Source organism: Acidovorax sp. ACV01 (genome assembly GCF_014851495.1).
GTDB lineage: Bacteria > Pseudomonadota > Gammaproteobacteria > Burkholderiales > Burkholderiaceae_C > Acidovorax > Acidovorax radicis.
The window spans coordinates 716,465-738,773 of sequence record NZ_JACUZT010000001.1 but is presented as its reverse complement, the minus strand read 5'-3'; the positions used below and the strand labels follow the sequence as shown (position 1 = coordinate 738,773).

Sequence of the window (22,309 nt, the reverse complement as noted above, 5' to 3'; positions counted from 1 at the left end):
TTCGTCAGCGCGCGCCAAGTCCACCGGTGGGCTTGCGGAGCGCTTACTTGAATGTCCCGCTTTCATTTCTTGGTTTTGGAGACCTCTTGCGCCACTAGGTCAGTCAGCTGTTTGTGGCCAAAACTGGGCAGCGGGCGCCCGTTGACAAAGAAGGTCGGCGTCTTCTCGACCTTGAGGGCGGTCAGGTCCTGCACGTCCTGTAGCACCACGGCGTCCAATGCAGGGGCTGCGATGTCCGCCCGCGCCCGTTGCATGTCCAGCCCCGCCTGTTCAGCCGCCTTGTAGGCCAACTCCAGGTTGGGGGTTCCATGGTCCGCCCACTGCGGCTGTGCGGCCAGCACCGCTTCCAGCACGGCCAGGTACTTGTCCTGCCGCCGGGCCGATTCCAGTAGCTTGACCACCTGCTCCGAGCCTTGGTGGAAAGGCGCGTAGCGGATGACCAGCCGCACTTCGGTGGGGTACTGCTGCATCAGTTCCTTCACCACCGGATAAAAGGCGCGGCAGGTCTCGCAGGCGGGATCGAAGAACTCGACGATGGTCACGGGTGCCTCACGGGGCCCGATCACGGGTGAATGCATGCGGACCAGGCGTTCGGCTTGTCCTGCCACCTGCAGCTCCTGTGCACTTTGCACGCGGCTCTGGTACAGATTCACGCCGACAAGGAAGGCCACAAAGGCCATGCCCAGCACGAGGAAGATGATGAGTTTTCGGTGTTTCATTTGTCTGTTTTTCGCAGATAGAGGGAGAGCGAGACGGCGATGGCAATGAACGCCGCCAGTGAAAGCCAGGGCAACTCAATGCCGTAGAGGATGTCGAGCTTCTGATCGGCGCATGACACGCCGGCGCCGCAGGGGACCCAAGCCTTGGGCACCAGGCCTGCCGCCAAGAGGCTGTGGTAACCAGCCACGACCGCACCCGCCAGCGCCAGAGGCAAGGCATAGACAGCGCCCCGGCGGTCGTCGCTGTAAAAGGCCATTCCAAGAAGCAAGGCCAGCGGGAACATGGCAATGCGCTGGTACCAGCACAAGACGCAAGGAGCCATGCCCATGACTTCGCCGATGAACAACGCACTGCCGGTGGCGGACACAGCCAGCAGCCAGGCGATCAGGAGCAGCACCGAGGGCCGGCTCATCGACGCCTCCTTGAACAACGGTTCTGGCAGGAGGCACCGATCAAGGCACAACTGCGTGTGTAGATTCCAGAGCCATTCGACCCGACAGTGGAGGACATGGAAAGATCCCGAAGGCATGCTAATGAGGCCAGCACACGCTGTGCTGGCACGCTTGGCGGGGATCGGAGACGGTGGTGACCGATGCCCTGGTCAGGCCAGGGCGGGCCACTGCGGGCGTTCGGGGCGACTGACGGACTCTGAAGACGGCCACCCGCGCGTGTCGGTGTAAAAGCGCCCCAGGGGAAAGGCCGGCAGTAGATCGCGTTGCGCCTGAAAGGCTTCGGTGCCCTGCAGATGGCAGGAACCACAGTCCACGCTGGGCGCTGCATCGCCAGCTCGGGTGGATTCATCCATTGCTCCGTCCCGCAGCTGGGCGTGCTCGCAGCAATGCATTGCCACAGGAGGCAAGGAGCCCGGTCCTTCATCTTTGCAGTACGCGCCCACTGCCGCCCAGCACAGTTGCAGCGGCAACAGTACCAAGAGGAAAACAAGCAGTCGGGTGCGGGAGTGCATCCGGAAAATTGTAGTGGCATCCCAGGCGGAACGACCACTTTGGAGCGCCGGCCGATGCCATGCCCGGCAGTGTCGAATCGATCACACAGCCAGGCGCGACAACATAACAAACTTGTAATCCTGCGGTGCGCAAGCTGTCGGCATACGGTCAGCAAACTGTCACACGTGACCCGTCGGCTGGCTAGGAGTTGGTGCAGTTTCCGGGTCACGTGCATTCAAACCCAAGGAGATACACATGACACTGTCAAGATTCATCGGCGCCAACATCAATGTGGGCAAAGCCCAGTGTCAGCACATAAACAGAGTAGCAGTCAGCAGTATGCCAATTACCACGGGCTGCAAAGTGTCTGCTCTCGCCGCCCGTCCCTCGTCAGCTGGTTGTTTATAGAAACTACAAGTGGTTGTCGGACAGAGCCGAAAAGCAGCAGCGCAACTTCTCCCCCAGCTCCTGTTGGACTCCGGTGTCTGACAAGCCCGTTGTTCCATCGCATGCGACCAGGTTTTGCCAACAAGAGTCAGGCCAATCCTCCAGATCGTCATCAAGAGCTATCCACTGCCGGGGTTTTCTGCGCTGAGCGTCCTCTTGAACTTGCACGCCCCGGGGGGTGGTGCGGAACATGGAAAGGTTCCAGGGATCCACGCCATGCACACGCCTGTGGTACGTCCCACCAATAAATCGAGCACGCAAGGAGACAGGAAGGCGTTTGAGGGTTGCGCTGTATCCGGGACGGATGCACCAGGTGCTGCTCAGTACCAAGGCAACGGCTGGGTAGGGTTCAAGCACCGACTCCAGGACAGAGATCCATTCGAACAAGGAATGTCCTGCAGCCTCATACGGACTCATGTGGATGCCTTTGCGGGGATGCCAGAGCACCTTCTCATGGTGGACAACACCATCGAGGTCCAGGTACAGAACGACGTCCGCGCTGCGTGGAGTGGACGCGGGGAGATAAGGGGAATTCTGGTTAGTGGACATAACCGTATGTCGGGATTCTGTTTGGTGGCAATTTGCCCAGCGGGGATGAAGGCAGGTCCAGATCGGACTCAGAACTTACCAACACCCTTCGTACACCTACGAAAACGCTCCGTACTGGGCCTGCAAGAGCAAGCTTCTCAGAACCTCCAGGCCACCGGGCTCATTGAGCACATCGAGAGGCCTCCGATCACCCAATGCTGGGACCACCCCCATGAGCCAGTGATCAAGCCAGGCCTGTGCGTCGAAACCAGTTGGGTCGCCAGACTCATCAACCATGCGCCGCACAAGCATAGTGAGAATAGCGATGTGGTCTTCTAGGGCGATGGGGGCAGAATTCGTGTCCACAAGTTACCGATCAGTCCCGTTAACAATGGCACAGCGGCGTCGCCTGAGTGTCGGATCTTTGGTTGCATCGCCCGAGCGCGCATATTCCCTTGCGGTGATGACAGGAAGAGCGTGCTTGACCTTGATTGTGATGACGCGCTTCGCCTTGCGGGCAGCCTGACCTGTGCGGTGCAATTCCATGGCGCGGGGATCTCTCAAGAGCTGTCGCGAGCTTCGGAGAGCGATTTCATCAAAGTACCTCTCAGAAAAACGTCGCCCACGGGGGCATACTTTCGCAGAGGTCGCACCGGGGGCTTGCTTTGCGCTAATGATAGCAACGAAGTTCAAACTCATCGCGGGGTTGTATCGGTAGGAGAACCAGCGCTGACTCACCAAAGGCCACGCTTGCTCACTTTTACCAGCGCACTGGTAAGGGCCATCAGCGTCTCTGCATCTGTCAGCGCCTCCGCCCCCTTCAACGTGGACGGCAACGAAATTCCAGCGATCTCTTGAGTACGGTTGAGCACCTGCTCGACCAAACTGGTTCGGGGAACAAACATGTAGTGCACTTCACAGTCCAGGCCATGAGCCAAACGTGTAAGCGTATTCAGCGTGATAGTGCCGTTGGCCTCGGCCTGCTCCAGTTTGCGGACTCCCTGTGCCGTCATGCCCAAACGCTCACCTAGCGCTTTGGAACTCATGCCCAAGGCCAATCTCACCGTCTTTGCCCAGCCACACCTGGGCGTGGCATTTCGCTGCAGCTTCGCGAAATCGCAAAACTGCCGATCAAGTTCGGCCAAGCGGGTGAGATTCAGGCGGTTTTTCACGGGGCAAACGAATGAGACAACAGACTGGTTGCCTCTTTAAGCGCATTTGGGCAACCGGTATATTTCCATTGGGAGACGGGCGCACTTGGAACGAAAAAACGCCATCTCTGTTCAGTTATCTTCGCACGCCACGGTCTCGAACGGGACCAATTGGTCTCATATTAACTGGAATGGCGAATGATGCTGCGTTTAAAAAAAGCGACTCTCGGAAAGTTTGGTCCACAGGACATGATGGGTCTGATCACATCACGGGGATGGGAATCCATCTTGCCGGATGCGCTGAATGACAACCACCTTTTGTTGGTGTCAGACCAGCTCCGAGACCTTCTGTCTGGCTCGGGTTGGAGCGGGGATCATGATCCCGCTCGTGCTGCCTTACCGCTCACCCTGTTGCTTCTGACCAAGGCGGGAGCCAAGCGTTCAGGCGACAGCTTGGAAGTGGGTCTGGAAACTCTGCAAGAAGCACTGTGCTTGCTCAGCACTGCCGTGGATCGGGAGATCGTCAATCGGATGCTGCAACGCCAAGATGCCACACCCATTGGCACCGGTCTGATACAAGGGCTTCAAATTCTGGTTCAGCATGCCAAAGAACAGGCCGACTCGGAATGCCACGCCTAGTCTGAAATGATGCCCTTGAAGTCCGCTTTGACGGTCCTGAGGAGTTCATTGACCAAGTTCGTGTCCAGGTCTGGGCAGTACGCGGTAGCAATCAAGGTCAAAGGGTGTATCTGCATCTGCTCGGCCAATACCTCGATGGTGCGGATACTGGGCACTTGATGTCCCTGCTCGATGCGACTGATGTGTCGGCGGCTCGTTGCCAGCAACATGTCTTCCTGAACCAAGCCGCGTGCCGCGCGCAGTTGCTGCAGCGCCCGACCAAAGTCGGCTTGGGGTGGAACACGCTTTCGGGAAGACATCCACCCGATTTCCGTCCAATGAGACTAAAAAGACCACGACCAAATAGTCTCATTGGCTCGCTAACTCGGAAAAATATTTAGCCCTGTTGGAAATCTGTTTCTGAAGTCGCGCTGTGCCCATACTCTTTCTGGATTTTGATGGGGTCCTGCACCCAGAGCACTGCCACGAGTCGAGGCACTTCTGTTGCCTACCTATCTTGGAAGATGCGTTACGGCAGGTGGCAGAGTGCCAAGTCGTGATCACCAGCACCTGGCGCCTGGAGAAGTCCTATGAGGATCTCCTGCAAAGGTTCTCTCCGGACATTGCCGCGATGATCGACGGCGTCACCCCCAGATATTGCGATCTAACGAACGTCCCGAATACGCTAGTAGGCTATCAGCGGGAGGCGGAGTGCCACGCCTGGCTTTGGGCCAACGAAATGCCGCATCGCAGCTGGGTGGCCGTGGATGATCGATCGTGGCTATACCGGCCGTTTTGCAAGTCATTGTTTTTGGTCGATGGCCGCGCGGGGCTAACGCAGGCTACCGGTTCGCAACTTGCAGCTCGTCTTCAAAGCCTTCATTGAAAAGGCAGCCAGGAAGGTAGACGACAGGCCCTCAGATAACAAAGCTGGGGTTCACCGATAGTGAAAATACCTCTCGTCGGAAAAGTGGGGGCCACCTTTCTGCCCCCTCGCTCGGCTCTACTGGAGCTGCGCTTGGCAAGTCGAAGGATGGCTCAGTACGTCAATTCGATCCAGCGCAGTCCATAGCGCTGAATATCGCCCGAATCGGGCCACCAGCCTCCAACTTCCCCTGCATCTGTCTGCGTGAGTTCGAGCCCATCGTCGGTTACCAAGCGGTTGTGCTCTGGGAAATCCAAAACGTAAGCGTCGCCCTCGAAGTCAATGACCGTTTTGACCCCAGACCAACCGAAATGATTGGATCCATTGTTCTTCCCCAGATCAATGAGACCCACCACCTTGCCTACAGATCCCTGAGGCAAGAACTCATCCGGAGCATTCAATTTACGGCCTTCGCCGGAAGCAAAAATCTGCATAGGTGATCTCGTTTGACGCGGTCTGCCCAATGGTAGTCGCAAGTTCTGATTCGCAGGCGCTTCTGGGGAAAGATCGAAGTCTGCTGGATACCTGAAGGCGCGTTGGTGAGTCGAATTTGATTAGTGTACGTTTGTTCACTAAAATATCGAGCATGGCCCGAACCAACCGCGACACGATGCATTTGCTCAGTCTCCGAGCGCTGTATAGGAGTGAGGGATGCTTTCCGTCTTACAGTCGGATCGCTTCCCATCTGGGGTTCAAGGCCAAAAACGCCGCCTTCAAGCTCATCGGCCGACTCATCTCAAGTGGGGTGATCTCACTTTCGGTGCAGATTACCCGGTTAGGATGCTCGGGTTAACCCTAGATTTGTGTTTTCTGAGGCTAGGTGGTCTGCACTCCTGGCAGTCTTTTCAAAGTGTGGTTTGAAGACGAGCTGTCAGTTGTGAACCGGTGGCCTGCGTGAGTCCCGTTCGCCCATCGACCAAAAACAACGACTTGCAGAACGGCCGATAGAGCCACGATCGATCATCCACCGCCACCCATCTGCGATGTGGCACATCGTTGGCCCAAAGCCAGGCATGGCACTCGGCCTCCCGCTCGTACCCCACCAGCGTATTCGGGACGTTCGTTAGATCGCAATATCTGGGGGTAACACCTTCGATCATGGCGGCAATGTCCGGAGAGAACCTTTCCAATAGATCCTCATAGGCCTGTTCCAGGCGCCAGGTGCTGGTGATCACGATCTGGCACTCGGGCATCCACGCAAGGGCATCTACATGAGCCCGTATGAGGCTGCAGGGCATTCGCTGTTCGAATGGGTTCCAATCCTGGAGTCGGTGCTCCAACCCCACCCAACCGTTGCCCTGGTACTGAGTAGCACCTGGTGCATTCGCCCCGGGTACAGCGCAACCCTTAAGCGCCTTCCAGCGTCCTTGCGTGCTCGGTTTATTGGCGGGACATACCACAGACGTGTGCATGGCGTGGACCCATGGAACCTGTCCATGTTCCGCACCACACCCCGGGGCGTGCAAGTTCAAGAAGACGCTCAGCGCAGAAAACCCAAGCAGTGGATAGCGCTCGATGACGATCTGGAAGATTGGCCTGACTCCTGTCGGCAAAACCTGGTCGCATGCGAGGGAACTACGGGCTTATCCAACCCCGAGGTATAACACGAACTGAGGGAAAAATTGCGCAGCTGTCATGTGGCCTTATCGGCCAGAACCCCATAGCAGCTCGCGGGGTACAGTGGACTTAACAACGGTCCAACTATCGAATCTTCATTCGAGAAAACCCCCGCCGCAAGTGTCTTGGATGCAAGGTTAGACGCATCCTGAATGTACATTTTGACGAGCCTTCAATGTACATTTGGACGGTAAACGCATCATTGCTTTCCCATGCATAGTCCGACCATCCCATTTCGCCTAGTCTCCACTCAGCGCGAAGAGCAATTGGCTCAATTCAACGCCAGGAAAGAAATTGCTTGGTTTGGGTTTAGGGGGACGTTCAAAGAGCCAGGCTTGGCGATCATCAATTTCACCAAAATCGAATCTGGCCTTCAGGGAGGTGGAGGAACCTCCGCAATCAATGGCGGTGTTATCGCCGCAGGTTTTGATGCAGCCTTCGTGCTTGCAGGTTTGGGCCACTACGATTCCAAGGTCGTCGTCACCCTGGAGTTGTCGGTCAAATTTTTGTCCCTTGCACTTGTCAGCGAGTCGCTTGCATTCCAAGCGCATCTCGTTCGATCTGCTAAAAACTTCTCGTTCGCCGAGGGCTTTCTCTCTCAGGCAGGTACAGGACCAGCCCAGCATTTGGCAATTGCCACCGCTATGGTGGCGCCTGCGCGCTAGGCACGCGGCGGGAAGGCGCAAGGCGCAAGGCGCCAAAGGTCTCCTTCCCCTCGGCTGAGATGGAGATTTTCGACAGTCGTTCACCCAAGGCGCGAGCGTTCTAGCTCGTAGAGACACCACCAGCACTGAGGTCGTTTGCTGCTTTCCGATCTTCTATGCCGATTGAATTCCGTGAGACCTTGACCTTAACACCGTGGCAAGGTTCATAGTCAAAACGTGAATCAACCAAAGGAGGCTCACATGGTCCATTTCAATGTTCCTGATATGACGTGCGGCACTTGCGCCCAGCGCATTGGTCGTGCAATAGCTCAGGCCCAACTGCCTGGGGGCATCGAAGTAGAAATCGACGCAGCTGCATGTCAGGTACGCATCCCGGCGCAAGCCGGAGAAAGCACTGTGGAGCTTGTCCGCTCAGCGATTGAGCGTGCTGGATACAAAGCAGACGCGGCGGTGAGTCCTGCATCTCGCCGAACAACCGGTGGCTGCTGCTGTGCGTCTCGGTCCACAACCTCTGTTGATGTGAATCAAGGCGCTGCGAACCGTACGTCGTCATGCTGCAGTTGAACCTACAAGGAGACCATCATGCGTCTGAATATCGTCGCTGGGCTGTTGACAACCCTTTTCGTGGCGGGCTGTGCCGTCGCGCAATCTCCAAAACCTGCGGACGAACACGCAGGCCACCACCCCGGTGATGCGCAGAGCGGTGGCGTAACCACCCAGTCTGCCCCGGCAGCTACCACCCCGCCAACACCGGACGCCTTTGATCGTCAGATGAAGGCGATGCAGGAAATGCACAAAAAAATGCAGGCGGCCAAGACTCCCACCGAACGTTCAGCGCTGATGGGGGAACACATGAAGCTCATGCAGTCAGGCATGGCCATGATGGGCGCGGGTAGTTCTGGTGGCATGGGGATGGGAATGATGCAGCAAGGGGCGCAGACCAAACCTGCCATGCCTGCAGCCTCTGGAAACTCGGGTATGGGAGGCATGATGGGCATGCACGCTCAAATGGAGCGCCGTATGGCCATGATGGAACAGATGATGCAAATGATGGTGGACCGCCAAGCAGCCATGCCATCCAAGTAGTCTCACCGCGAACGTTCTTTGCGGGGGCAAGCTATCACTATTCCAAACGCTGGTGAGCTGCGCGAGGCTTGGTGACTCAGTCACTAACCACAGTGCAGTTGCGCCCGAGCGCCTTTGCCCTATAAACAGCTTGATCAGAGCGTTTTAGCAGTCGGGCGAGGAAATCCGCTCCGGTTTGGTGTACTGCACACGCCAGCCCGACACTGACCGTTACTGGCCCTGCCAATGAGCGCACCCGTCTGGCGCATTTGTGCACCCGCTCAGCAATTCTGGCAGCTGCTTCTGCGTCCGCATCAGGTAACCAAAGGACGAATTCTTCCCCACCGTATCGCACCACCAGGTCCGAACCACGTGCGTCTGCCTGTATCTGGCGAGCAAAGTTCACCAGCACCCGGTCGCCCTCGGGATGGCCATGCGCGTCGTTGATCCGTTTGAAGTAGTCCACGTCCACCATCAACAACGACACGTAACTCTGTCGAGAGGCCGTCCGTTGCCACTTCTGCACGATCAATTCCAGCGCACGGCGGTTTTTAAGACCCGTAAGCGGATCAGAGAGACTCAGTTCCGAAAGCTGGCGATTCTGCAATTCAACCTGTTGATTGCTGGCGGCCAAGCGCTGGGCAAGACCCTGGGCCTCTGCACGGGCCTTGATCAACTCGCCTTCGAAACGGCTGCGTTCGCGGGCCACAAAAAAGGCCCATACGATGTGGTCGCCCGTGTCCAGGCGCTTGCTGACCGCATTGACCATGACAGGAACAGTCTCGCCGCCAACACCGCGCAGGTGGAGGAACACTTCGCGCGCACTCTTGGCGTGATGCAGCGTGGGAAACAGGTGGGTCTGGCTGAAAATTCGAGAAGCTGGTGTCAACAGTTCATCCATGGAGTGGCCGAGCCAAAACGCCTCCGTGCCCCCGATCAGGACAAGGAACTCCCCGTTCATCCGCACGATGTGCCCCACCGGGTCCGTGATCATCATCGCGCAAGGGATGTCATCAACCGCCAGCATGTTCTGCCCTCTCGGTTTCGCTCACGCTAAGGAGAGATATCGCTGCATGGCGGCCGTCACCAGGTGCGGATGACTCATGTGGGCGCAGTGTCCGGTCACGTCCAGCACTTCCAGCGTGCTGTCCCTGAGCTTCTTGTGCATGTATTGCCCCACCGAATGGGGCGCCAACGCATCGTTGCCATGCTGCAGGATCAGACTCGGCCGGGTCACGAGCGACAGCTCCTCTCTGGTATCCGCAAAGAAGGTTGCCTGCGCAAAGATACGAGCCATCGTAGGATCGGTTGAGCAGAAACTCTCAGACAACTCTCCGCCCAGACTGTCTGCCTGCGGCGCTCCCGCCACAATGGGTGCGAGGTAGCTGGACCAGCCCATGAAGTTCTGGTCCATGAGGTCCAATAGGCCCTCCAAATCCTGGCGCTCGAACCCTCCAAGGTAGTCCGGAGCGTGATTGAGGTAGCAAGGCGACGGGCCAACCAGAATCAGGCGGTCAAAAAGTGTAGGTCGCTCGATGGAGGCCAGCAGGCCGATGCTGGCGCTGACCGAATGTCCAACAAAATGCACTCCGCGCTCGATGCCCAATGCGTCGCATACATCCAGCAGATCTTGCACGTAGCCTTTCAGACTTGCGTACTTCACGGGGTCAAAGGCGGCCAAGTCTGATTGGCCGCAGCCGACGTAGTCGAACAAGACCTGGCGGCACTTACCTTCAAAGGCCGGAGTGATATGTCGCCACATATGCTGGCTACACCCAAAGCCGTGCGCATAGACGAGCAAAGGGGCGTCCGGGCGAATTGGGTCGATCATATGAACGTTGTTGCGCTTACGAATTTCCACTGTTGTTCTTTCTGGGCGGTCTGCCCGCAGATTTTGCACGCCCGACGCTTGCACCGCGTGTGAAATGTATGCAAGCGTGCACGATTGCGAGCGCGAAACGACAGGTTTATTGGGAGCACTTGGTTGCGCAACGCAGCGTTCAGCCTCCGGATGCCTCTGCTTTCACTCTCCTTGGCTTACGCATCAGCACATAGGCCGCAGGAATCACGAACAAGGACAGCAGCGGCGCCGTCACCATACCGCCCAGCATGGGTGCCGCGATGCGGCTCATGACCTCCGAGCCTGTCCCGCTGCTCCACACGATGGGCACCAGGCCCGCCAGGATGACAGCCACGGTCATTGCCTTGGGTCGCACGCGCAGCACGGCACCTTCCCGAATCGCGTCCAGCAGCTCTTCCAGTGTGGGCTGCCTGCCGTCTGGACATCTCTCTGCGAGTGCCTGCTTGAGGTAGATGAGCATGACCACCCCGAACTCTGCCGCGACCCCCGCCAGGGCGATGAAGCCCACACCGGTGGCGATGGACAGGTTGTAGTTCATCAGGTAGAGGAACCAGATGCCCCCGGTCAACGCGAATGGCAACGTCGCCATGATCAGTCCCGCCTCACCCATGCGCGAGAAGGTCAAGTACAAAAGCACGAAAATGATCAGCAAGGTGGCTGGTACCACCACCTTGAGGCGAGCATTGGCCCGCTCTAGGTACTCGAACTGGCCAGAGTACGTGATGCTGACTCCTGGCTGCAGCTTGATCTGTCGGCTCACCGCGTCGCGCAGGTCATTGGCCACCGATGCCAGATCTCGTCCCCGCACATCAACATACACCCAGCCCGATGGACGGGCGTTCTCACTCTTGAGCATGGGCGGCCCATCGGTGATGGAGATGCTGGCCACCGTTGCCAGCGTGATTTGCTGCCCCATGGGGGTGGAGATGGGCAACTGGGCCAGCCGTTCGGGCGAGTCTCTCCACTCACGCGGGTAGCGCAGGTTGATGGGGAAGCGCGCCAGGCCCTCGACCGTTTCCGAGACGTTTTCTCCACCGATGGCCCCGGAGACCACGGCCTGGATATCGGACACATTCAGCCCGTAGCGCCCCGCGGCCGTGCGATCGATGCGGACATCGACGTAGCGGCCCCCTGTCAGGCGCTCGGCCAGTGACGAGGCCACTCCCGGAATGCCTTTGGCGACCTGCTCGACCTGTGCCGCGATCCCATCGATCACCTGCAGGTCGTTGCCCGTCACCTTGACACCGATGGGGCTCTTGATGCCGGTTGCCAGCATGTCGATTCGGTTGCGAATGGGTGGAATCCAGATGTTGGACAGGCCGGGGATCTTGACGGCCTTGTCCAACTCTTCGATCAGGCCCTCGGGCGTCATTCCTGGACGCCATTGGTCTCTGGGCTTGAGCTTCACCGTGGTCTCGAACATTTCCAGCGGGGCCGGATCGGTGGCGGTCTCTGCGCGGCCCGCCTTGCCGAAGACGCGCTCGACCTCGGGCACCGTCTTGATCATCCGGTTGCTCAATTGCAGAAGCTCCGTGGCTCGCTGTGCCGACAGGCCCGGCAGGGCTGACGGCATGTACAGCAGATCGCCTTCATCCAGCCTGGGCAGGAACTCGCCCCCCAACCGCGACAGGGGCCAGATCGTGGTCGTCAGCGCCAGCACGGCGATGACCAGGGTGGATTTGGGACGATGCAAGACCCACTCAAGGCAAGGTCGGTACACGGCAATCAGCGCGCGGGTGATGGGGTTTTTCTGCTCGTCAGGGATACGCCCCCGGATCCAGTAGCCCATGAGGACCGGGATCAGCGTGACCGAGAGTGCCGCAGCTGCGGCCATCGCGTAGGTCTTCGTGAACGCCAGCGGTCCAAACAAGCGGCCTTCCTGTGCTTCCAGCGTAAAAACGGGCACAAAGGACAACGTGATGATAAGCAGCGAGAAGAACAGCGCGGGGCCCACCTCCTCGGCAGCTTCGGTGATCACTTTCCAGCGTTCTTCCCCCACCAGTTGGCGGTCGGGATGCTTGTGCTGCCAGGCCTCCAGCTTCTTGTGGGCGTTCTCGATCATCACCACAGCTGCATCGACCATGGCGCCCACGGCGATTGCAATCCCGCCCAGGGACATGATGTTGGCGTTGATGCCCTGGTAGCGCATCACCAGAAACGCCGCCATGATCCCCAGCGGCAGAGAAATGATGGCGACCAGCGCAGAACGCAGGTGCCAGAGGAACAAGACACAGACCACCGCCACCACAATGAACTCCTCTACGAGTTTGGTGCTGAGGTTCTGGATCGCCCGCTCGATGAGTGCGCTGCGGTCGTAGGTGGTGACGATCTCCACGCCCTGGGGCAGGCTGCTTTGCAGCTCGCTGAGTTTGGCCTTTACGGCCTGGATCGTTTCCTGGGCGTTCTTGCCAGATCGCAGCACGACCACGCCTCCAGCCACTTCCCCCTCGCCGTCGAGTTCAGCGATGCCGCGCCGCATTTCCGGCCCGATCTGAACGGTGGCGACATCCCCCAGGCGCACAGGCACCCCTGCGCGCGACACCAACGGGATGGCGCGGAAGTCGTCCAGCGTCTTGAGATAGCCGCTGGCGCGCACCATGTACTCGGCGCCGGACAGTTCCAGCACCGATCCCCCCGTTTCCTGGTTGGCATTCATGATGGCCTCGCGCACCTGCCCCTGAGTGAGGCCTTGGGACGCAAGCTTGATGGGGTCGAGCACGACCTGGTACTGCTTGACCATGCCACCGACCGATGCCACCTCGGCCACGTTGGGTAAGCTCTTGAGTTCGAACTTCAGGAACCAGTCCTGCAAGGCGCGAAGCTGGGCCAGGTCGTTTTTGCCGGTGCGATCTACCAGGGCGTACTGGAAGATCCAGCCCACCCCGGTGGCATCTGGGCCCAACGACGACTTGGCCGTGGCGGGTAGTCGGCCCTGCACTTGGTTCATGTACTCCAGCACCCGGGAACGCGCCCAGTACAGGTCCGTGCCATCCTCAAACAGGATGTAGACGAATGAATCGCCAAAGAACGAAAAGCCTCGCACCGTCTTGGCGCCCGGGACGGACAGCATGGTGGTGGACAAGGGGTATGTGACCTGGTTCTCCACGATCTGCGGTGCCTGGCCGGGATAGGAGGTGCGGATGATGACCTGGACATCCGAAAGATCGGGAAGAGCGTCCACGGGGGTGCTGCGCACACCCCACACGCCCCAGGCCGTAAGCATCACGGTCGCCAGCAGAACCAGGAGTCGGTTCGCCACCGACCAGCGGATCAGACGCGCGATCATGGCTTGATCCTTTCCACGGCAGTGATCACGAAGTCCTTGCCTTGCTGCTGGAAGGTGAACTTCACCTGCTGCTCGGGTTTCAGTGCTTTTGCCAGTTCTGGGTTTGCCAACTTGAATGGCATGGTCATGCCGGGCCACTTCAGTTCAGGCACGGCCTCGTGGGTAAGGGTCAGCTCGGTGGGCGTGACCTCATCGACCACCCCTCGCACCGTAAAGCTCTTGGACGCCGGAGCCGCAGAGGCCGAGGAACCCTGTTCAGCGATGGGTTGCGCGCTGCTGCCTGGAGGCAGTGCGGGCATGATGCCTCGCAGGCTGGCTTCCGAGTCGATCAGGAACTGTGCCGAGGCGACCACCTGTTGTCCTGCGGTGAGGCCGCCTTGAATGACGAGGCGGTCATCGATTTCCCCGCCGAGTTGCACCTGGACGGGGTGGTACTTGCCAGGACCGTCCACCACGTAGACCAACGCCCTCTTGCCGGTGCGGATCACCGCTTCGCTGGGCACCAGCAGCGCTGGTTGTGTGCGTCCGGCCAGGACGATCTGCCCGGACATGCCCGCCTTCAGGCGCTGGGTGGGGTTGGGAAGCTCCAGGCGCACGCGCACCGTGCGGGTGTCCCGGTTGGCCTCTGGGAGGATGCTCACGACCCGGGCGTTGAGGGTTTCGCCCGGAAACGCGGCCAATCGGACCTGGGCGTCCTGCCCCAGTTGCAAGGGACCGCTTTGCGCTTCAGGAACGGCCGCTTCGATCCAGACGCTGGCCAGGCCGTTTACGCGCACCAGACTGCCCCCCGAAGAGACCGTCATGCCCTGGCGCACCATCAGTTCAGCCACCATGCCGGCCTGCGGGAAGGTCACCGTGTAGCGGCCCTGAGGTTCGCCCGTGCGCTCCACCTGGGCCACGAGCGAGGCAGGCATGCCCAGCAGCGACAGCCGCTGGCGCGCTGCTGTCGTCAGCGACTCGTCCTTGAGCGCCCGGACCGCGAGAAACTCGCGCTGCGCAGCCACCCACTCTGGCAGCAGTAGATCGGCCAATGGCGCGCCTGCGGCCACCACGTCGCCCGGGGCCCGGGCATAGACGCGTTCCACGAAGCCGCCCGAGCGGGCCTGGACGATGCTCACATCCCGGTCATTGAGCTGGACCGTGCCCAGCACGTCCACATCGGACCCAATGTCTCGCTGCTCTACCAGGGCGGTGCGCAGGCCGAGGGCTTGCACGGCCTGGGCGGAGACGCTCAGGCCGGAGCTTTCCGGAGTGTCCTCATCCGCATACTTGGGTACCAAGGCCATGTCCATGTAGGGGGACTTGCCTGGCTTATCGAACTTCTGCGTCGGCGACATCGGGTCGTACCAGTACAGCACCTTGCGGTCGGCTTTTGCTGCTTCTGTCGATGCGGGACTGGCTCCCAGTGCGTGGTTGTTCGCGGTGCGCCATTGGGAGACGGTCCAGCCGAGGGCGATGCCTGCAGCCACCAGTGCTACGGCCACAACGGTCTTCTTGAAAACGGTATTGGTCATGTGGTTCTCCCTTCAGTCCGCGATCAGGCTGTTCAGGCGGGCAATCACGGTGTCCCGCTGTGCCTGCAGCTCAATGAGTCGCCAGTGCGCCTCCCGCACCTGGGCCCTTGTAGCCAGCACGGCGCTCAAATCGCCCTTGGCAGACTGGTAGTTGGCCAACGCGAGTTCGGCGCGCCCTTGTGCCAAGCCGATGCCAGCCGATTGCAGCCGCTCGATCTGACTGTTCAGTGCCGCCAGCTCTGAGGCGCTGTCCTCCAGCTCCTGTAGGTGCCTGCGGGTCACGTCCTCCTGCTCGGCTTCCAGGCGCTGCAGCTCCAGCTGCTTGGCCTTGATCTGGGGTCCCTGACGCCGCTCCTGTTGCCAGGGAAGATCAAAGGTCACCTGGAAAGACACCATGTCGCCCCAGCGGCGGTCGCGGCGGCTGTAGGCGACTTCCCAGGACCAATCACCCTTGGTTTCTGCCTGGGCTTCGCGCGTTTCCGCCAAGGCCATGGCTTGCATGGCGGGGTACTGCGCGAGTTCCGCGTGGCGGTGTACCTCTGACCGAAGCTGGTCCAAAGGGCGGCTCAGCGGCCCGGGAACTCCCTGCAGCGCCTCGTCGGCGCGGGCGCCAACCCAGCGCCGCAACATCGCCCTGGCCTTGGATCGGTCCCGCTGCAGATCGTCCCTGCGGTCCGACAGCGCAAGAGCCTCCTGCTTGGCCATCAGGAGATCGCCCGCTTGGGCCGTCCCCCCCTCGATGCGGGCGGGCAGGCTGTCCTGCAGGCGCTGGTTCTCACTCAGTAGACCGGTGAGTACCTGATCACGTTGCTCGATAGCCTGGGCCATGATCCAGGCTTGGCTCAGCTCCTGGCGGATCTGCAGACGCTGGACCCCCAGAGTGGCGCGTTCGCGCTCCACCTTGGCCTGGGCGCTGGCGATCTGCGCATCTCGTTTGGCACGGTTGGGAACCTCCTGCATCAGCGCCAGGCGTTGCATGGTCATGGACTCGCGCGTAAGGCTGAAGCGATCCATGCCGCTGATGGGAAAGTTCTCGACCCCGACCGAGAGCTTTGGATCCGGCAGAGTTCCCGCCGACTTCTGGGTACTGCTGGCTGCGTCAATCTGCAGCCGCTGGGCCGTGATACGAGGGCTGTGCTGCTCCGCCAGATCCAAGGCTTCGGCAAACCCCAGGGCGTGGGCCTGGTTGCCTGCAAGGCCGATGCCGGCCAGCAGGAATCCGAGAGCGCAAAGGCGCAGATGGTTGAGGTTGCGCACACGGATGCGCGGCGAGAGAGGATGAATGCGCAGTTGCGCAGGCAGGCGCTCGCAGGGAGCGCCGAAGGAGATGTTGGGCATGATAGTCCTCGAAATGAAGGGGCACGAAGTCAGACCTGCGCGCACGCTGCAAGGCAGCGCACACGCCGTGCACGTTCAATTCCGAAAGACCTGATGGGTCAGATAGATGGGGGGAGAGCCCGCTCGACTGTCCAGCTCTGCGTAGACAGCCCGAGGGTCAATATGGCGTTCTGAGTCCAGGATCACGGGCAGCACATAAGCAACCCAGATGGCGTGAGCCGCGAGCGCCTGCAGATCGAGACCTTGTAGCGAGGGGGAGGACAAGCTGTCGCCATCACAATGGGCTCGACACAGCTGAGGATCTTGCTCATCCATGGTTCCCGCCATAGCGTGGCAATCGGGCATGGAGGGCATGCCGACTGAGTCTTCCATGGCCATGCCCGCTTTTTGCATCGATGCCGCATGGGCTGCGGAGTCCAGCTTGGGACAGGCATAGGCCGCCAACGCGAACTGCATCAGAAGCAACACCGCGACCAGAACGCTGGTTATCCAGCGTCTTTGGCGCAACACGGTGTTCCTGACAGCGATCATGGTGCGAATGGTATCCAGAATGCCAGTCACGGACTTAACCCAGATCAAGTCCGTGCAAGCGGCCCCTCCTCAGCCCTTGCGCAGCCGCAGCGCGTTGGTGATCACCGACGCAGAACTCAGGCTCATCGCCAGGGCCGCAATCATTGGCGACAGCAGCCATCCGGTGAAGGGATACAGCAGCCCTGCGGCGATCGGGATGCCCAGCGCGTTGTAGAGGAAGGCAAACATCAGGTTCTGCTTCATATTGCCCACCGTCGCCTCCGACAATTCCCGCGCAGTGGAAATCCCTCGCAGATCGCCCTTGACCAGGGTGACCTGTGCGCTGTTCATCGCCACGTCGGTGCCGGTGCCCATCGCGATCCCCACATCCGCCTTGGCAAGGGCGGGCGCGTCGTTGATCCCGTCCCCCGCCATGGCGACAACACGGCCTTCGGCCTGCAGCCGCGACACCAGGGCCAGCTTGTCCGCAGGCTTGACTTCGCCATGGACCTCATCAATCCCCAGTTTGGCCCCCACCGCCTTGGCGGTGGTCATGCCGTCGCCCGTGGCCATGACAATGCGCAGTCCCGCCGCATGCAAGGTCGCCAGCGCTTCCGGCGTGCTGGCCTTGATGGCATCCGAGACCGCCAGCAGGCCTTGAAGCTGGCCATCGGCCGCCAGGTACATCACGCTGGCGCCTGTGGCGCGCAAGGCCTCTGCCTGCGCAAGCAGCGGGTTCGCTGAAACCCCAACCTGCTCCATGAGGACCGTGTTGCCCAGGGCGAGCTGGCGTCCAGCGACCTGTCCGCGCACCCCGATGCCCGAGCCGGACTCAAAGTCCTCGGGCTTGTCCAGGGCGAGCCCCTTGGCGCGAGCTGCCTGGACAATGGCATCGGCCAGCGGATGCTCGCTGCCTTGGTCCAGACTGGCCGCCAGGCGCAGAACCTCATCCTCGGACAGACCGGGCATGGCCACTACACGTTCGAAGGAGGGCTTGCCTTCGGTGAGCGTGCCTGTTTTGTCCACGATCAGCGTGTCCACCTTGCGCAGGTTCTCGATGGCTGCCGCGTCCCTGAACAGCACGCCGCTGGTCGCCCCCCGGCCTGTGGCCACCATGATGGACATGGGAGTTGCCAGGCCCAACGCACAAGGGCACGCGATGATCAGCACCGCAACTGCATTGACCAGGCCGTAGACCCAGCGTGGCTCCGGACCGAACAGGCCCCACGCGAAGAGTGTGAGCAACGCGATACCCACCACAGCCATCACGAAGTAGCCCGCCACCTGGTCGGCCATGCGCTGCATGGGGGCCCGTGAGCGCTGTGCCTGCGCAACCATTTGAACGATCTGCGACAGCATGGTGGCGGAGCCCACCCGCTCGGACCGGATCACCAGTGCCCCGTTGGTATTGAGCGTGGCACCGATGACGGCATCACCAGGCCCTTTGACGATGGGCACCGGCTCGCCAGTGAGCATGGCTTCGTCCACCGCGCTGCTCCCCTCGACCACCACACCATCCACAGGAACCTTCTCGCCAGGCCGCACGCGCAAGAGGTCTCCCACATGGACATGGGACAAGGGAACATCACTCTCCTGACCGTTGGCGTCAATACGCCGCGCGGTCTTGGGGGCCAGGCCCAGCAGCGACTTGATGGCGGCCGAAGTCTGCGAGCGCGCCTTCAGCTCCAGCATCTGACCCAGCAGCGTGAGCGAGATGATGACCGCTGCAGCTTCGAAATACACCGCCACGCGCCCCATGGCCTGGAACGAGGCGGGAAACACCCCCGGCGCAACGGTCGCGACCACGCTATAGACAAATGCTGCGCCCGTTCCCAGACCAATCAGCGTCCACATGTTGGGACTGCGGTTCACGACCGACTGCGCACCGCGCAAGAAGAAGGGCCAGCCCGCCCACAGGACGATGGGTACCGTCAGCACCAGTTCAATCCAGCTCTGTGTGACCATCTCGAACCACTGCAACCGGTGCCCAAGCATGGCCAGGACGGTAACCACCACAGTGAGAGGCAGCGTCCACCAGAAGCGATGCCGGAAATCCACGAGCTCGGCGTTTTCTCCCTCATCCAGCGTGGGCAGCATGGGCTCCAGTGTCATGCCGCACTTGGGGCAATTTCCAGGATGGTCCTGTTGCACCTCAGGGTGCATGGGGCAGGTATAGGTTGTGCCCGGTTGCGCCGCTTCGGGCTCAGGCTGAGGCGCGCGCTCGCTGATGGGAGTCGAGAGAAACTTTTGCGGCGCTTCCATGAAGCGTGCTTTGCATTTGGCGCTGCAAAAGTAGTAAGGACGCCCTTCGTGCTCTGTCGAGTGATGCGATTGTTCCGTCACATCCATACCGCAGACAGGATCCTTTAGTCCCGTCGTGGGCAACGACACATGCGTGTGATGCCCTTCATGATGCTGGTGGTCATGATGGACGTGTTCGTGCGGTTGCGCATTCGACATGGATAGCCTCCCTGGGTGTTTTGGCCGTGCAAGATTACTTCTTGCTCGAATCGACGTTGTGGGAGCCGTGCCCCCCGTGTCCGTGGAAAAGGTGCATCAGGGGGCAAGCCAGCAAGAGCAGATACGGCCAGTAGCCCGCGACATGCGACCAGTGCTCTTTGAGAAGAAAAAACATGCCAATGAAAGCGAGCATGACGACTGCGCCAATCAGTCTCTTTCTGCCCATTGAAGCGCTGGCCTTATCCGATTGTCCTGTACTGTGATCGTGGTTCATGGTTTTCTCCATATGAGGTCGTCGAGACAGTGACGAGCCGTATGGAAACAATAAGGCTTAACACGGTGGCAATGTCAAACTGATGACAAGTCCTCTTGACGTGGATCATGTGCCTGCTCAGCCCCCATGCGCACTGCAAACGGCGTCTGAGTAACGCTGCCCTGATTCCCCGACAGCGGTCCAAGGGTCAGGGCAGCGATCGCTGAGTACAGAGAACTATTTCGTGGGTGCTGTGGGTTGCTTGCCATTGCGAACGAGAAACGCATCCAGCACAGCGATTTCCTTTTTTTGCGCGGAAATAATGTCCTGGGCCATGCTGAGTAGTTGGGGATCTTTTCCATCGCGCAATTGGCTCTGCGCCATGTCGATGGCACCTTGATGGTGGATGCGCATCATTTGCGCGAAATCCACATCGGGATTGCCTGACGTCTTCACGGACGCCATCTTGTCGTTGTTCTCTTTCATCATGGACTTAATGTCCATCTTGCCTGCAGGCATCGTCTGATCCATGGCAGCGCCTTTCATGCCAGCGTGTGGGGCAGACTGGGCGTGCAACGACAAGGGAACCACCAACGCGCATGCAAGAAAGGCGGTTGCCGAGACGGTTTTCGAGGGTGGGTGCAGAAATCTCATGGTGGGCTCCTTGAACAGCGTCAATCTGCGTGGGCCATGGCGGCACATTCTTGAGCGCATTTGTGGCAAGCGGCGGCACATGCCTTGCAATGCTCGGCTTCGTGCCTAGCGCACTCATCGCCGCAGGCCTTGCAGATCTGCGCGCACAGCGCACAAATCGCCTCGGCGTATTCGCTTCGGCGCGCCATCACATCGGCAGCTAAGCTGCAAGCGGCCGCACAGTCCGCGTCCAGCGCAATGCAGCGGGCCATCATCTTGACGTCCTCCTCCTTGAGGCACTCTGCGAAACACTGATGGCAAGCCGTCGCGCACGACCGGCAAGCATTGATGCAAGACATGTAGGGGTTCGGGGTGTGAATCATCTGGATCTCCTGATAGGTTTGGATGGCTCAAAAAGTTGAACTTGATCCTACGCAGCGGGCTGCAAGGAGCATCCATCTTCCGCCGCGAGAAGCATTCGGTTCTGTAGGCTCGCGCCGACGATTGACTCAGCCTTCGAGCAATTTGCCGCAATTTCGGTGCAAGATGACGAAGAGGTTTCACGGTCGTAATCTAGATGTCACATTCGACCAAGTAGTCTTCGCCAAGGCTCTTTGTTACGCCTATTCGCACGGCTGCCGTCCAATCACAGCCCTTCAAAGCTGACGTAACCACCATGCAGTGCACTACGGGCCCAGCTGTGGTACCTCTTACGCCACAAGGCGTCAGCGCACACGCGACGATCGGATGCCAGAAAGAACGCCAGATGGTTCGGCTTCCCCAGTGTTTGATCGCGCAGCGAGCATGCGGCCTGCGGCATCGACTTTGATCATGGCCAATCTTGGATGGCTCCAGTAGCGCGTTTTTCCATCCTCCGTCGCAACTCTGGTGGCCGACGCTTCAACGCGCACCTCGTTGTCGGTAGGTGCGGCAAACGTGGTCGCAGACGCCAGCGACGCTGCTGCGACCAACATAGACACAATCATCTTTTTGTACATGGTCTTACTTTCCTCATCAGTCATTAAAACGTCAGCTGGGCCGACGGCTACACGCGGATACAAGACATCAATGGGCGGCGTGTGGAAGAGGATTTTGGGCTACGGGGACGAACGAGAAGCTGTAGTGCGGATGACGTTTTCGAAATATACGGAACATGCAATGTTCATCGGGTGCTTCATCCCGGTGAGGAGACATAGACCGTATCTCGAACCAAATCCCTCTGCACTTTTCACCTCGCCCCAAACCTGTCAAAAGCGTAATCGGGAGGTCACCGCTTCGTAGGGGTGCGGGTTCTAGACTTCTCTCCGTGGCGCAGAAAAACGCCACCTGGATGGACCATATCGGGCATCCGGCGCCACAGGAGACCATCATGAAAATTCGTACTGCCATCCTCGTCGCCAGTCTCGCTGCATTCGCTACAGCGTCCTTCGCTACTTCGGTCTACCACGCAAGCCCAAGTCAGGAAGAAGGCGTGAGTCTGGCCCCCGACCACCTGGGCAACGCAGTCAGCCGTCAAGCTGTCGAAAGCACCGTACTGGCCGCGCAAAAGGACGGTTCTCTGTACTGGATCAGCCGTGGTTACCCGGCTACTTATCCGCTCGTCCCTGGCCCCAAGCTGACAAAGACCCGCCAGCAAGTCTTGGATGAGTTGCAGGCCGCCAAGCGCAATCCCGTGACCAGCGATGGCATGCGCGATCTCGGAGGCGAGGCAGGTTGGGTCAACGCCAGCCAACTGCCCTGAACCCCGAACCATCCCCACTCCCGCGAATCTCCA

At 59.9% G+C, this 22,309-nt stretch carries 27 protein-coding genes; 7 read left to right on the top strand and 20 right to left on the bottom strand.

The genetic code is table 11. From position 1 onward, the window contains the following. Window positions 1–62: 62 nt before the first annotated feature. From IB243_RS03430 to IB243_RS03400, 6 genes are all read right to left on the bottom strand, one after another. Window positions 63–719, bottom strand: a complete 657-nt coding sequence (locus IB243_RS03430) for a thioredoxin domain-containing protein (RefSeq protein ID WP_192424960.1) — start codon at window positions 717–719, stop codon at window positions 63–65. Then, a complete protein-coding gene (locus IB243_RS03425; protein ID WP_233194846.1) occupies window positions 716–1,117 on the bottom strand; it encodes a disulfide bond formation protein B in 402 nt (133 codons plus the stop codon). The genes IB243_RS03430 and IB243_RS03425 overlap by 4 nt, the downstream gene beginning before the upstream one ends. A 204-nt stretch (window positions 1,118–1,321) precedes the next feature. Next, window positions 1,322–1,525 (bottom strand): hypothetical protein, encoded by a 204-nt coding sequence (locus tag IB243_RS03420; RefSeq protein ID WP_099741086.1) that lies wholly within the window; start codon window positions 1,523–1,525, stop codon window positions 1,322–1,324. A gap of 550 nt (window positions 1,526–2,075) precedes the next feature. Beyond that, window positions 2,076–2,660: an HAD domain-containing protein gene (locus IB243_RS03415; protein WP_192424959.1), complete on the bottom strand. Its 585-nt coding sequence runs from the start codon at window positions 2,658–2,660 to the stop codon at window positions 2,076–2,078. 96 nt (window positions 2,661–2,756) lie between these two features. Then, complete coding sequence (locus tag IB243_RS03410; protein WP_225584682.1) at window positions 2,757–2,936, bottom strand: antitoxin Xre/MbcA/ParS toxin-binding domain-containing protein; 180 nt, start codon at window positions 2,934–2,936, stop codon at window positions 2,757–2,759. A 437-nt stretch (window positions 2,937–3,373) separates the two neighbouring features. Next, a complete protein-coding gene (locus tag IB243_RS03400; protein WP_192424958.1) occupies window positions 3,374–3,811 on the bottom strand; it encodes a helix-turn-helix domain-containing protein in 438 nt (145 codons plus the stop codon). Window positions 3,812–3,988: 177 nt separating this feature from the next. Between IB243_RS03400 and IB243_RS03395 the strand changes: the two genes are divergently transcribed. Beyond that, entirely contained in the window at window positions 3,989–4,429 is a 441-nt protein-coding gene (locus IB243_RS03395) for a hypothetical protein (protein ID WP_192424957.1), read from the top strand. Here the strand turns inward: IB243_RS03395 and IB243_RS03390 are convergent. After that, a complete protein-coding gene (locus IB243_RS03390; RefSeq protein WP_082836262.1) occupies window positions 4,426–4,728 on the bottom strand; it encodes a helix-turn-helix domain-containing protein in 303 nt (100 codons plus the stop codon). The two genes, IB243_RS03395 and IB243_RS03390, sit on opposite strands and share 4 nt — an antisense overlap. A gap of 113 nt (window positions 4,729–4,841) precedes the next feature. Between IB243_RS03390 and IB243_RS03385 the strand changes: the two genes are divergently transcribed. Beyond that, entirely contained in the window at window positions 4,842–5,294 is a 453-nt protein-coding gene (locus IB243_RS03385; RefSeq protein ID WP_192424956.1) for an HAD domain-containing protein, read from the top strand. A gap of 152 nt (window positions 5,295–5,446) precedes the next feature. Here IB243_RS03385 and IB243_RS03380 read toward each other — a convergent pair whose 3' ends face one another. Beyond that, window positions 5,447–5,767, bottom strand: a complete 321-nt coding sequence (locus tag IB243_RS03380) for a hypothetical protein (RefSeq protein ID WP_192424955.1) — start codon at window positions 5,765–5,767, stop codon at window positions 5,447–5,449. A 411-nt stretch (window positions 5,768–6,178) separates the two neighbouring features. Next, window positions 6,179–6,508: an HAD domain-containing protein gene (locus tag IB243_RS03370; protein ID WP_233559560.1), complete on the bottom strand. Its 330-nt coding sequence runs from the start codon at window positions 6,506–6,508 to the stop codon at window positions 6,179–6,181. A gap of 36 nt (window positions 6,509–6,544) precedes the next feature. Here IB243_RS03370 and IB243_RS03365 point away from each other — a divergent pair, with 36 nt between their 5' ends. The 4 genes from IB243_RS03365 (at window position 6,545) to IB243_RS03350 (ending at window position 8,701) form a co-directional block, all read left to right on the top strand. Continuing rightward, window positions 6,545–6,937, top strand: a complete 393-nt coding sequence (locus tag IB243_RS03365) for an HAD domain-containing protein (RefSeq protein WP_225584681.1) — start codon at window positions 6,545–6,547, stop codon at window positions 6,935–6,937. A 225-nt stretch (window positions 6,938–7,162) separates the two neighbouring features. Continuing rightward, on the top strand, window positions 7,163–7,615 hold the full coding sequence (locus IB243_RS03360) for a PaaI family thioesterase (protein ID WP_055400385.1): 453 nt from the start codon (window positions 7,163–7,165) through the stop codon (window positions 7,613–7,615). A gap of 240 nt (window positions 7,616–7,855) precedes the next feature. Next, the gene (locus IB243_RS27405; RefSeq protein WP_192424951.1) at window positions 7,856–8,179 is read left to right on the top strand and encodes a heavy-metal-associated domain-containing protein; all 324 of its coding nucleotides are present in this window, start codon (window positions 7,856–7,858) and stop codon (window positions 8,177–8,179) included. Between the two features lie 18 nt (window positions 8,180–8,197). After that, window positions 8,198–8,701: a hypothetical protein gene (locus tag IB243_RS03350; protein ID WP_055400387.1), complete on the top strand. Its 504-nt coding sequence runs from the start codon at window positions 8,198–8,200 to the stop codon at window positions 8,699–8,701. A gap of 76 nt (window positions 8,702–8,777) precedes the next feature. Here IB243_RS03350 and IB243_RS03345 read toward each other — a convergent pair whose 3' ends face one another. The 11 genes from IB243_RS03345 to IB243_RS03300 form a co-directional block, all read right to left on the bottom strand. After that, window positions 8,778–9,707 carry a sensor domain-containing diguanylate cyclase gene (locus tag IB243_RS03345; RefSeq protein WP_121508533.1) on the bottom strand — a complete coding sequence of 310 codons (930 nt, stop codon included), beginning with the start codon at window positions 9,705–9,707 and terminating at the stop codon, window positions 8,778–8,780. A gap of 21 nt (window positions 9,708–9,728) precedes the next feature. Next, a complete protein-coding gene (locus IB243_RS03340; RefSeq protein WP_370540302.1) occupies window positions 9,729–10,541 on the bottom strand; it encodes an alpha/beta fold hydrolase in 813 nt (270 codons plus the stop codon). 139 nt (window positions 10,542–10,680) lie between these two features. Continuing rightward, the gene (locus tag IB243_RS03335; protein ID WP_121508531.1) at window positions 10,681–13,827 is read right to left on the bottom strand and encodes an efflux RND transporter permease subunit; all 3,147 of its coding nucleotides are present in this window, start codon (window positions 13,825–13,827) and stop codon (window positions 10,681–10,683) included. Next, on the bottom strand, window positions 13,824–15,341 hold the full coding sequence (locus IB243_RS03330) for an efflux RND transporter periplasmic adaptor subunit (protein WP_192424949.1): 1,518 nt from the start codon (window positions 15,339–15,341) through the stop codon (window positions 13,824–13,826). Before IB243_RS03330 ends, IB243_RS03335 begins: the two co-directional genes overlap by 4 nt. Window positions 15,342–15,353: 12 nt before the next feature. Continuing rightward, window positions 15,354–16,679, bottom strand: a complete 1,326-nt coding sequence (locus tag IB243_RS03325) for a TolC family protein (protein WP_192424947.1) — start codon at window positions 16,677–16,679, stop codon at window positions 15,354–15,356. Between the two features lie 75 nt (window positions 16,680–16,754). Then, window positions 16,755–17,240 carry a hypothetical protein gene (locus IB243_RS03320; protein WP_231940668.1) on the bottom strand — a complete coding sequence of 162 codons (486 nt, stop codon included), beginning with the start codon at window positions 17,238–17,240 and terminating at the stop codon, window positions 16,755–16,757. A gap of 39 nt (window positions 17,241–17,279) precedes the next feature. Beyond that, the gene (locus IB243_RS03315; protein ID WP_370540301.1) at window positions 17,280–19,538 is read right to left on the bottom strand and encodes a heavy metal translocating P-type ATPase; all 2,259 of its coding nucleotides are present in this window, start codon (window positions 19,536–19,538) and stop codon (window positions 17,280–17,282) included. A gap of 145 nt (window positions 19,539–19,683) precedes the next feature. After that, on the bottom strand, window positions 19,684–19,875 hold the full coding sequence (locus IB243_RS03310) for a DUF2933 domain-containing protein (protein ID WP_055402945.1): 192 nt from the start codon (window positions 19,873–19,875) through the stop codon (window positions 19,684–19,686). Between the two features lie 264 nt (window positions 19,876–20,139). Next, window positions 20,140–20,556 carry a DUF305 domain-containing protein gene (locus IB243_RS03305; protein WP_069106281.1) on the bottom strand — a complete coding sequence of 139 codons (417 nt, stop codon included), beginning with the start codon at window positions 20,554–20,556 and terminating at the stop codon, window positions 20,140–20,142. A 20-nt stretch (window positions 20,557–20,576) separates the two neighbouring features. Next, window positions 20,577–20,918 (bottom strand): four-helix bundle copper-binding protein, encoded by a 342-nt coding sequence (locus IB243_RS27045; RefSeq protein WP_069103138.1) that lies wholly within the window; start codon window positions 20,916–20,918, stop codon window positions 20,577–20,579. A gap of 342 nt (window positions 20,919–21,260) precedes the next feature. After that, window positions 21,261–21,533 (bottom strand): hypothetical protein, encoded by a 273-nt coding sequence (locus IB243_RS03300; protein ID WP_156779031.1) that lies wholly within the window; start codon window positions 21,531–21,533, stop codon window positions 21,261–21,263. A gap of 371 nt (window positions 21,534–21,904) precedes the next feature. Here IB243_RS03300 and IB243_RS03295 point away from each other — a divergent pair, with 371 nt between their 5' ends. Continuing rightward, window positions 21,905–22,276, top strand: a complete 372-nt coding sequence (locus IB243_RS03295) for a hypothetical protein (protein ID WP_082836304.1) — start codon at window positions 21,905–21,907, stop codon at window positions 22,274–22,276. Window positions 22,277–22,309 lie beyond the last annotated feature (33 nt).

Coding starts and splice junctions, on each gene's coding strand:
- IB243_RS03430 (WP_192424960.1), bottom strand. CDS start 719: ATGAAACACCGAAAACTCATCATCTTCCTCGTGCTGGGCATGGCCTTT.
- IB243_RS03420 (WP_099741086.1), bottom strand. CDS start 1,525: ATGGATGAATCCACCCGAGCTGGCGATGCAGCGCCCAGCGTGGACTGT.
- IB243_RS03415 (WP_192424959.1), bottom strand. CDS start 2,660: ATGTCCACTAACCAGAATTCCCCTTATCTCCCCGCGTCCACTCCACGC.
- IB243_RS03410 (WP_225584682.1), bottom strand. CDS start 2,936: ATGGTTGATGAGTCTGGCGACCCAACTGGTTTCGACGCACAGGCCTGG.
- IB243_RS03395 (WP_192424957.1), top strand. CDS start 3,989: ATGATGCTGCGTTTAAAAAAAGCGACTCTCGGAAAGTTTGGTCCACAG.
- IB243_RS03390 (WP_082836262.1), bottom strand. CDS start 4,728: ATGTCTTCCCGAAAGCGTGTTCCACCCCAAGCCGACTTTGGTCGGGCG.
- IB243_RS03380 (WP_192424955.1), bottom strand. CDS start 5,767: ATGCAGATTTTTGCTTCCGGCGAAGGCCGTAAATTGAATGCTCCGGAT.
- IB243_RS03365 (WP_225584681.1), top strand. CDS start 6,545: ATGAGCCCGTATGAGGCTGCAGGGCATTCGCTGTTCGAATGGGTTCCA.
- IB243_RS03360 (WP_055400385.1), top strand. CDS start 7,163: ATGCATAGTCCGACCATCCCATTTCGCCTAGTCTCCACTCAGCGCGAA.
- IB243_RS27405 (WP_192424951.1), top strand. CDS start 7,856: ATGGTCCATTTCAATGTTCCTGATATGACGTGCGGCACTTGCGCCCAG.
- IB243_RS03350 (WP_055400387.1), top strand. CDS start 8,198: ATGCGTCTGAATATCGTCGCTGGGCTGTTGACAACCCTTTTCGTGGCG.
- IB243_RS03345 (WP_121508533.1), bottom strand. CDS start 9,707: ATGCTGGCGGTTGATGACATCCCTTGCGCGATGATGATCACGGACCCG.
- IB243_RS03335 (WP_121508531.1), bottom strand. CDS start 13,827: ATGATCGCGCGTCTGATCCGCTGGTCGGTGGCGAACCGACTCCTGGTT.
- IB243_RS03330 (WP_192424949.1), bottom strand. CDS start 15,341: ATGACCAATACCGTTTTCAAGAAGACCGTTGTGGCCGTAGCACTGGTG.
- IB243_RS03325 (WP_192424947.1), bottom strand. CDS start 16,679: ATGCCCAACATCTCCTTCGGCGCTCCCTGCGAGCGCCTGCCTGCGCAA.
- IB243_RS03315 (WP_370540301.1), bottom strand. CDS start 19,538: ATGGATGTGACGGAACAATCGCATCACTCGACAGAGCACGAAGGGCGT.
- IB243_RS03310 (WP_055402945.1), bottom strand. CDS start 19,875: ATGGGCAGAAAGAGACTGATTGGCGCAGTCGTCATGCTCGCTTTCATT.
- IB243_RS03305 (WP_069106281.1), bottom strand. CDS start 20,556: ATGAGATTTCTGCACCCACCCTCGAAAACCGTCTCGGCAACCGCCTTT.
- IB243_RS27045 (WP_069103138.1), bottom strand. CDS start 20,918: ATGATTCACACCCCGAACCCCTACATGTCTTGCATCAATGCTTGCCGG.
- IB243_RS03300 (WP_156779031.1), bottom strand. CDS start 21,533: ATGTACAAAAAGATGATTGTGTCTATGTTGGTCGCAGCAGCGTCGCTG.
- IB243_RS03295 (WP_082836304.1), top strand. CDS start 21,905: ATGAAAATTCGTACTGCCATCCTCGTCGCCAGTCTCGCTGCATTCGCT.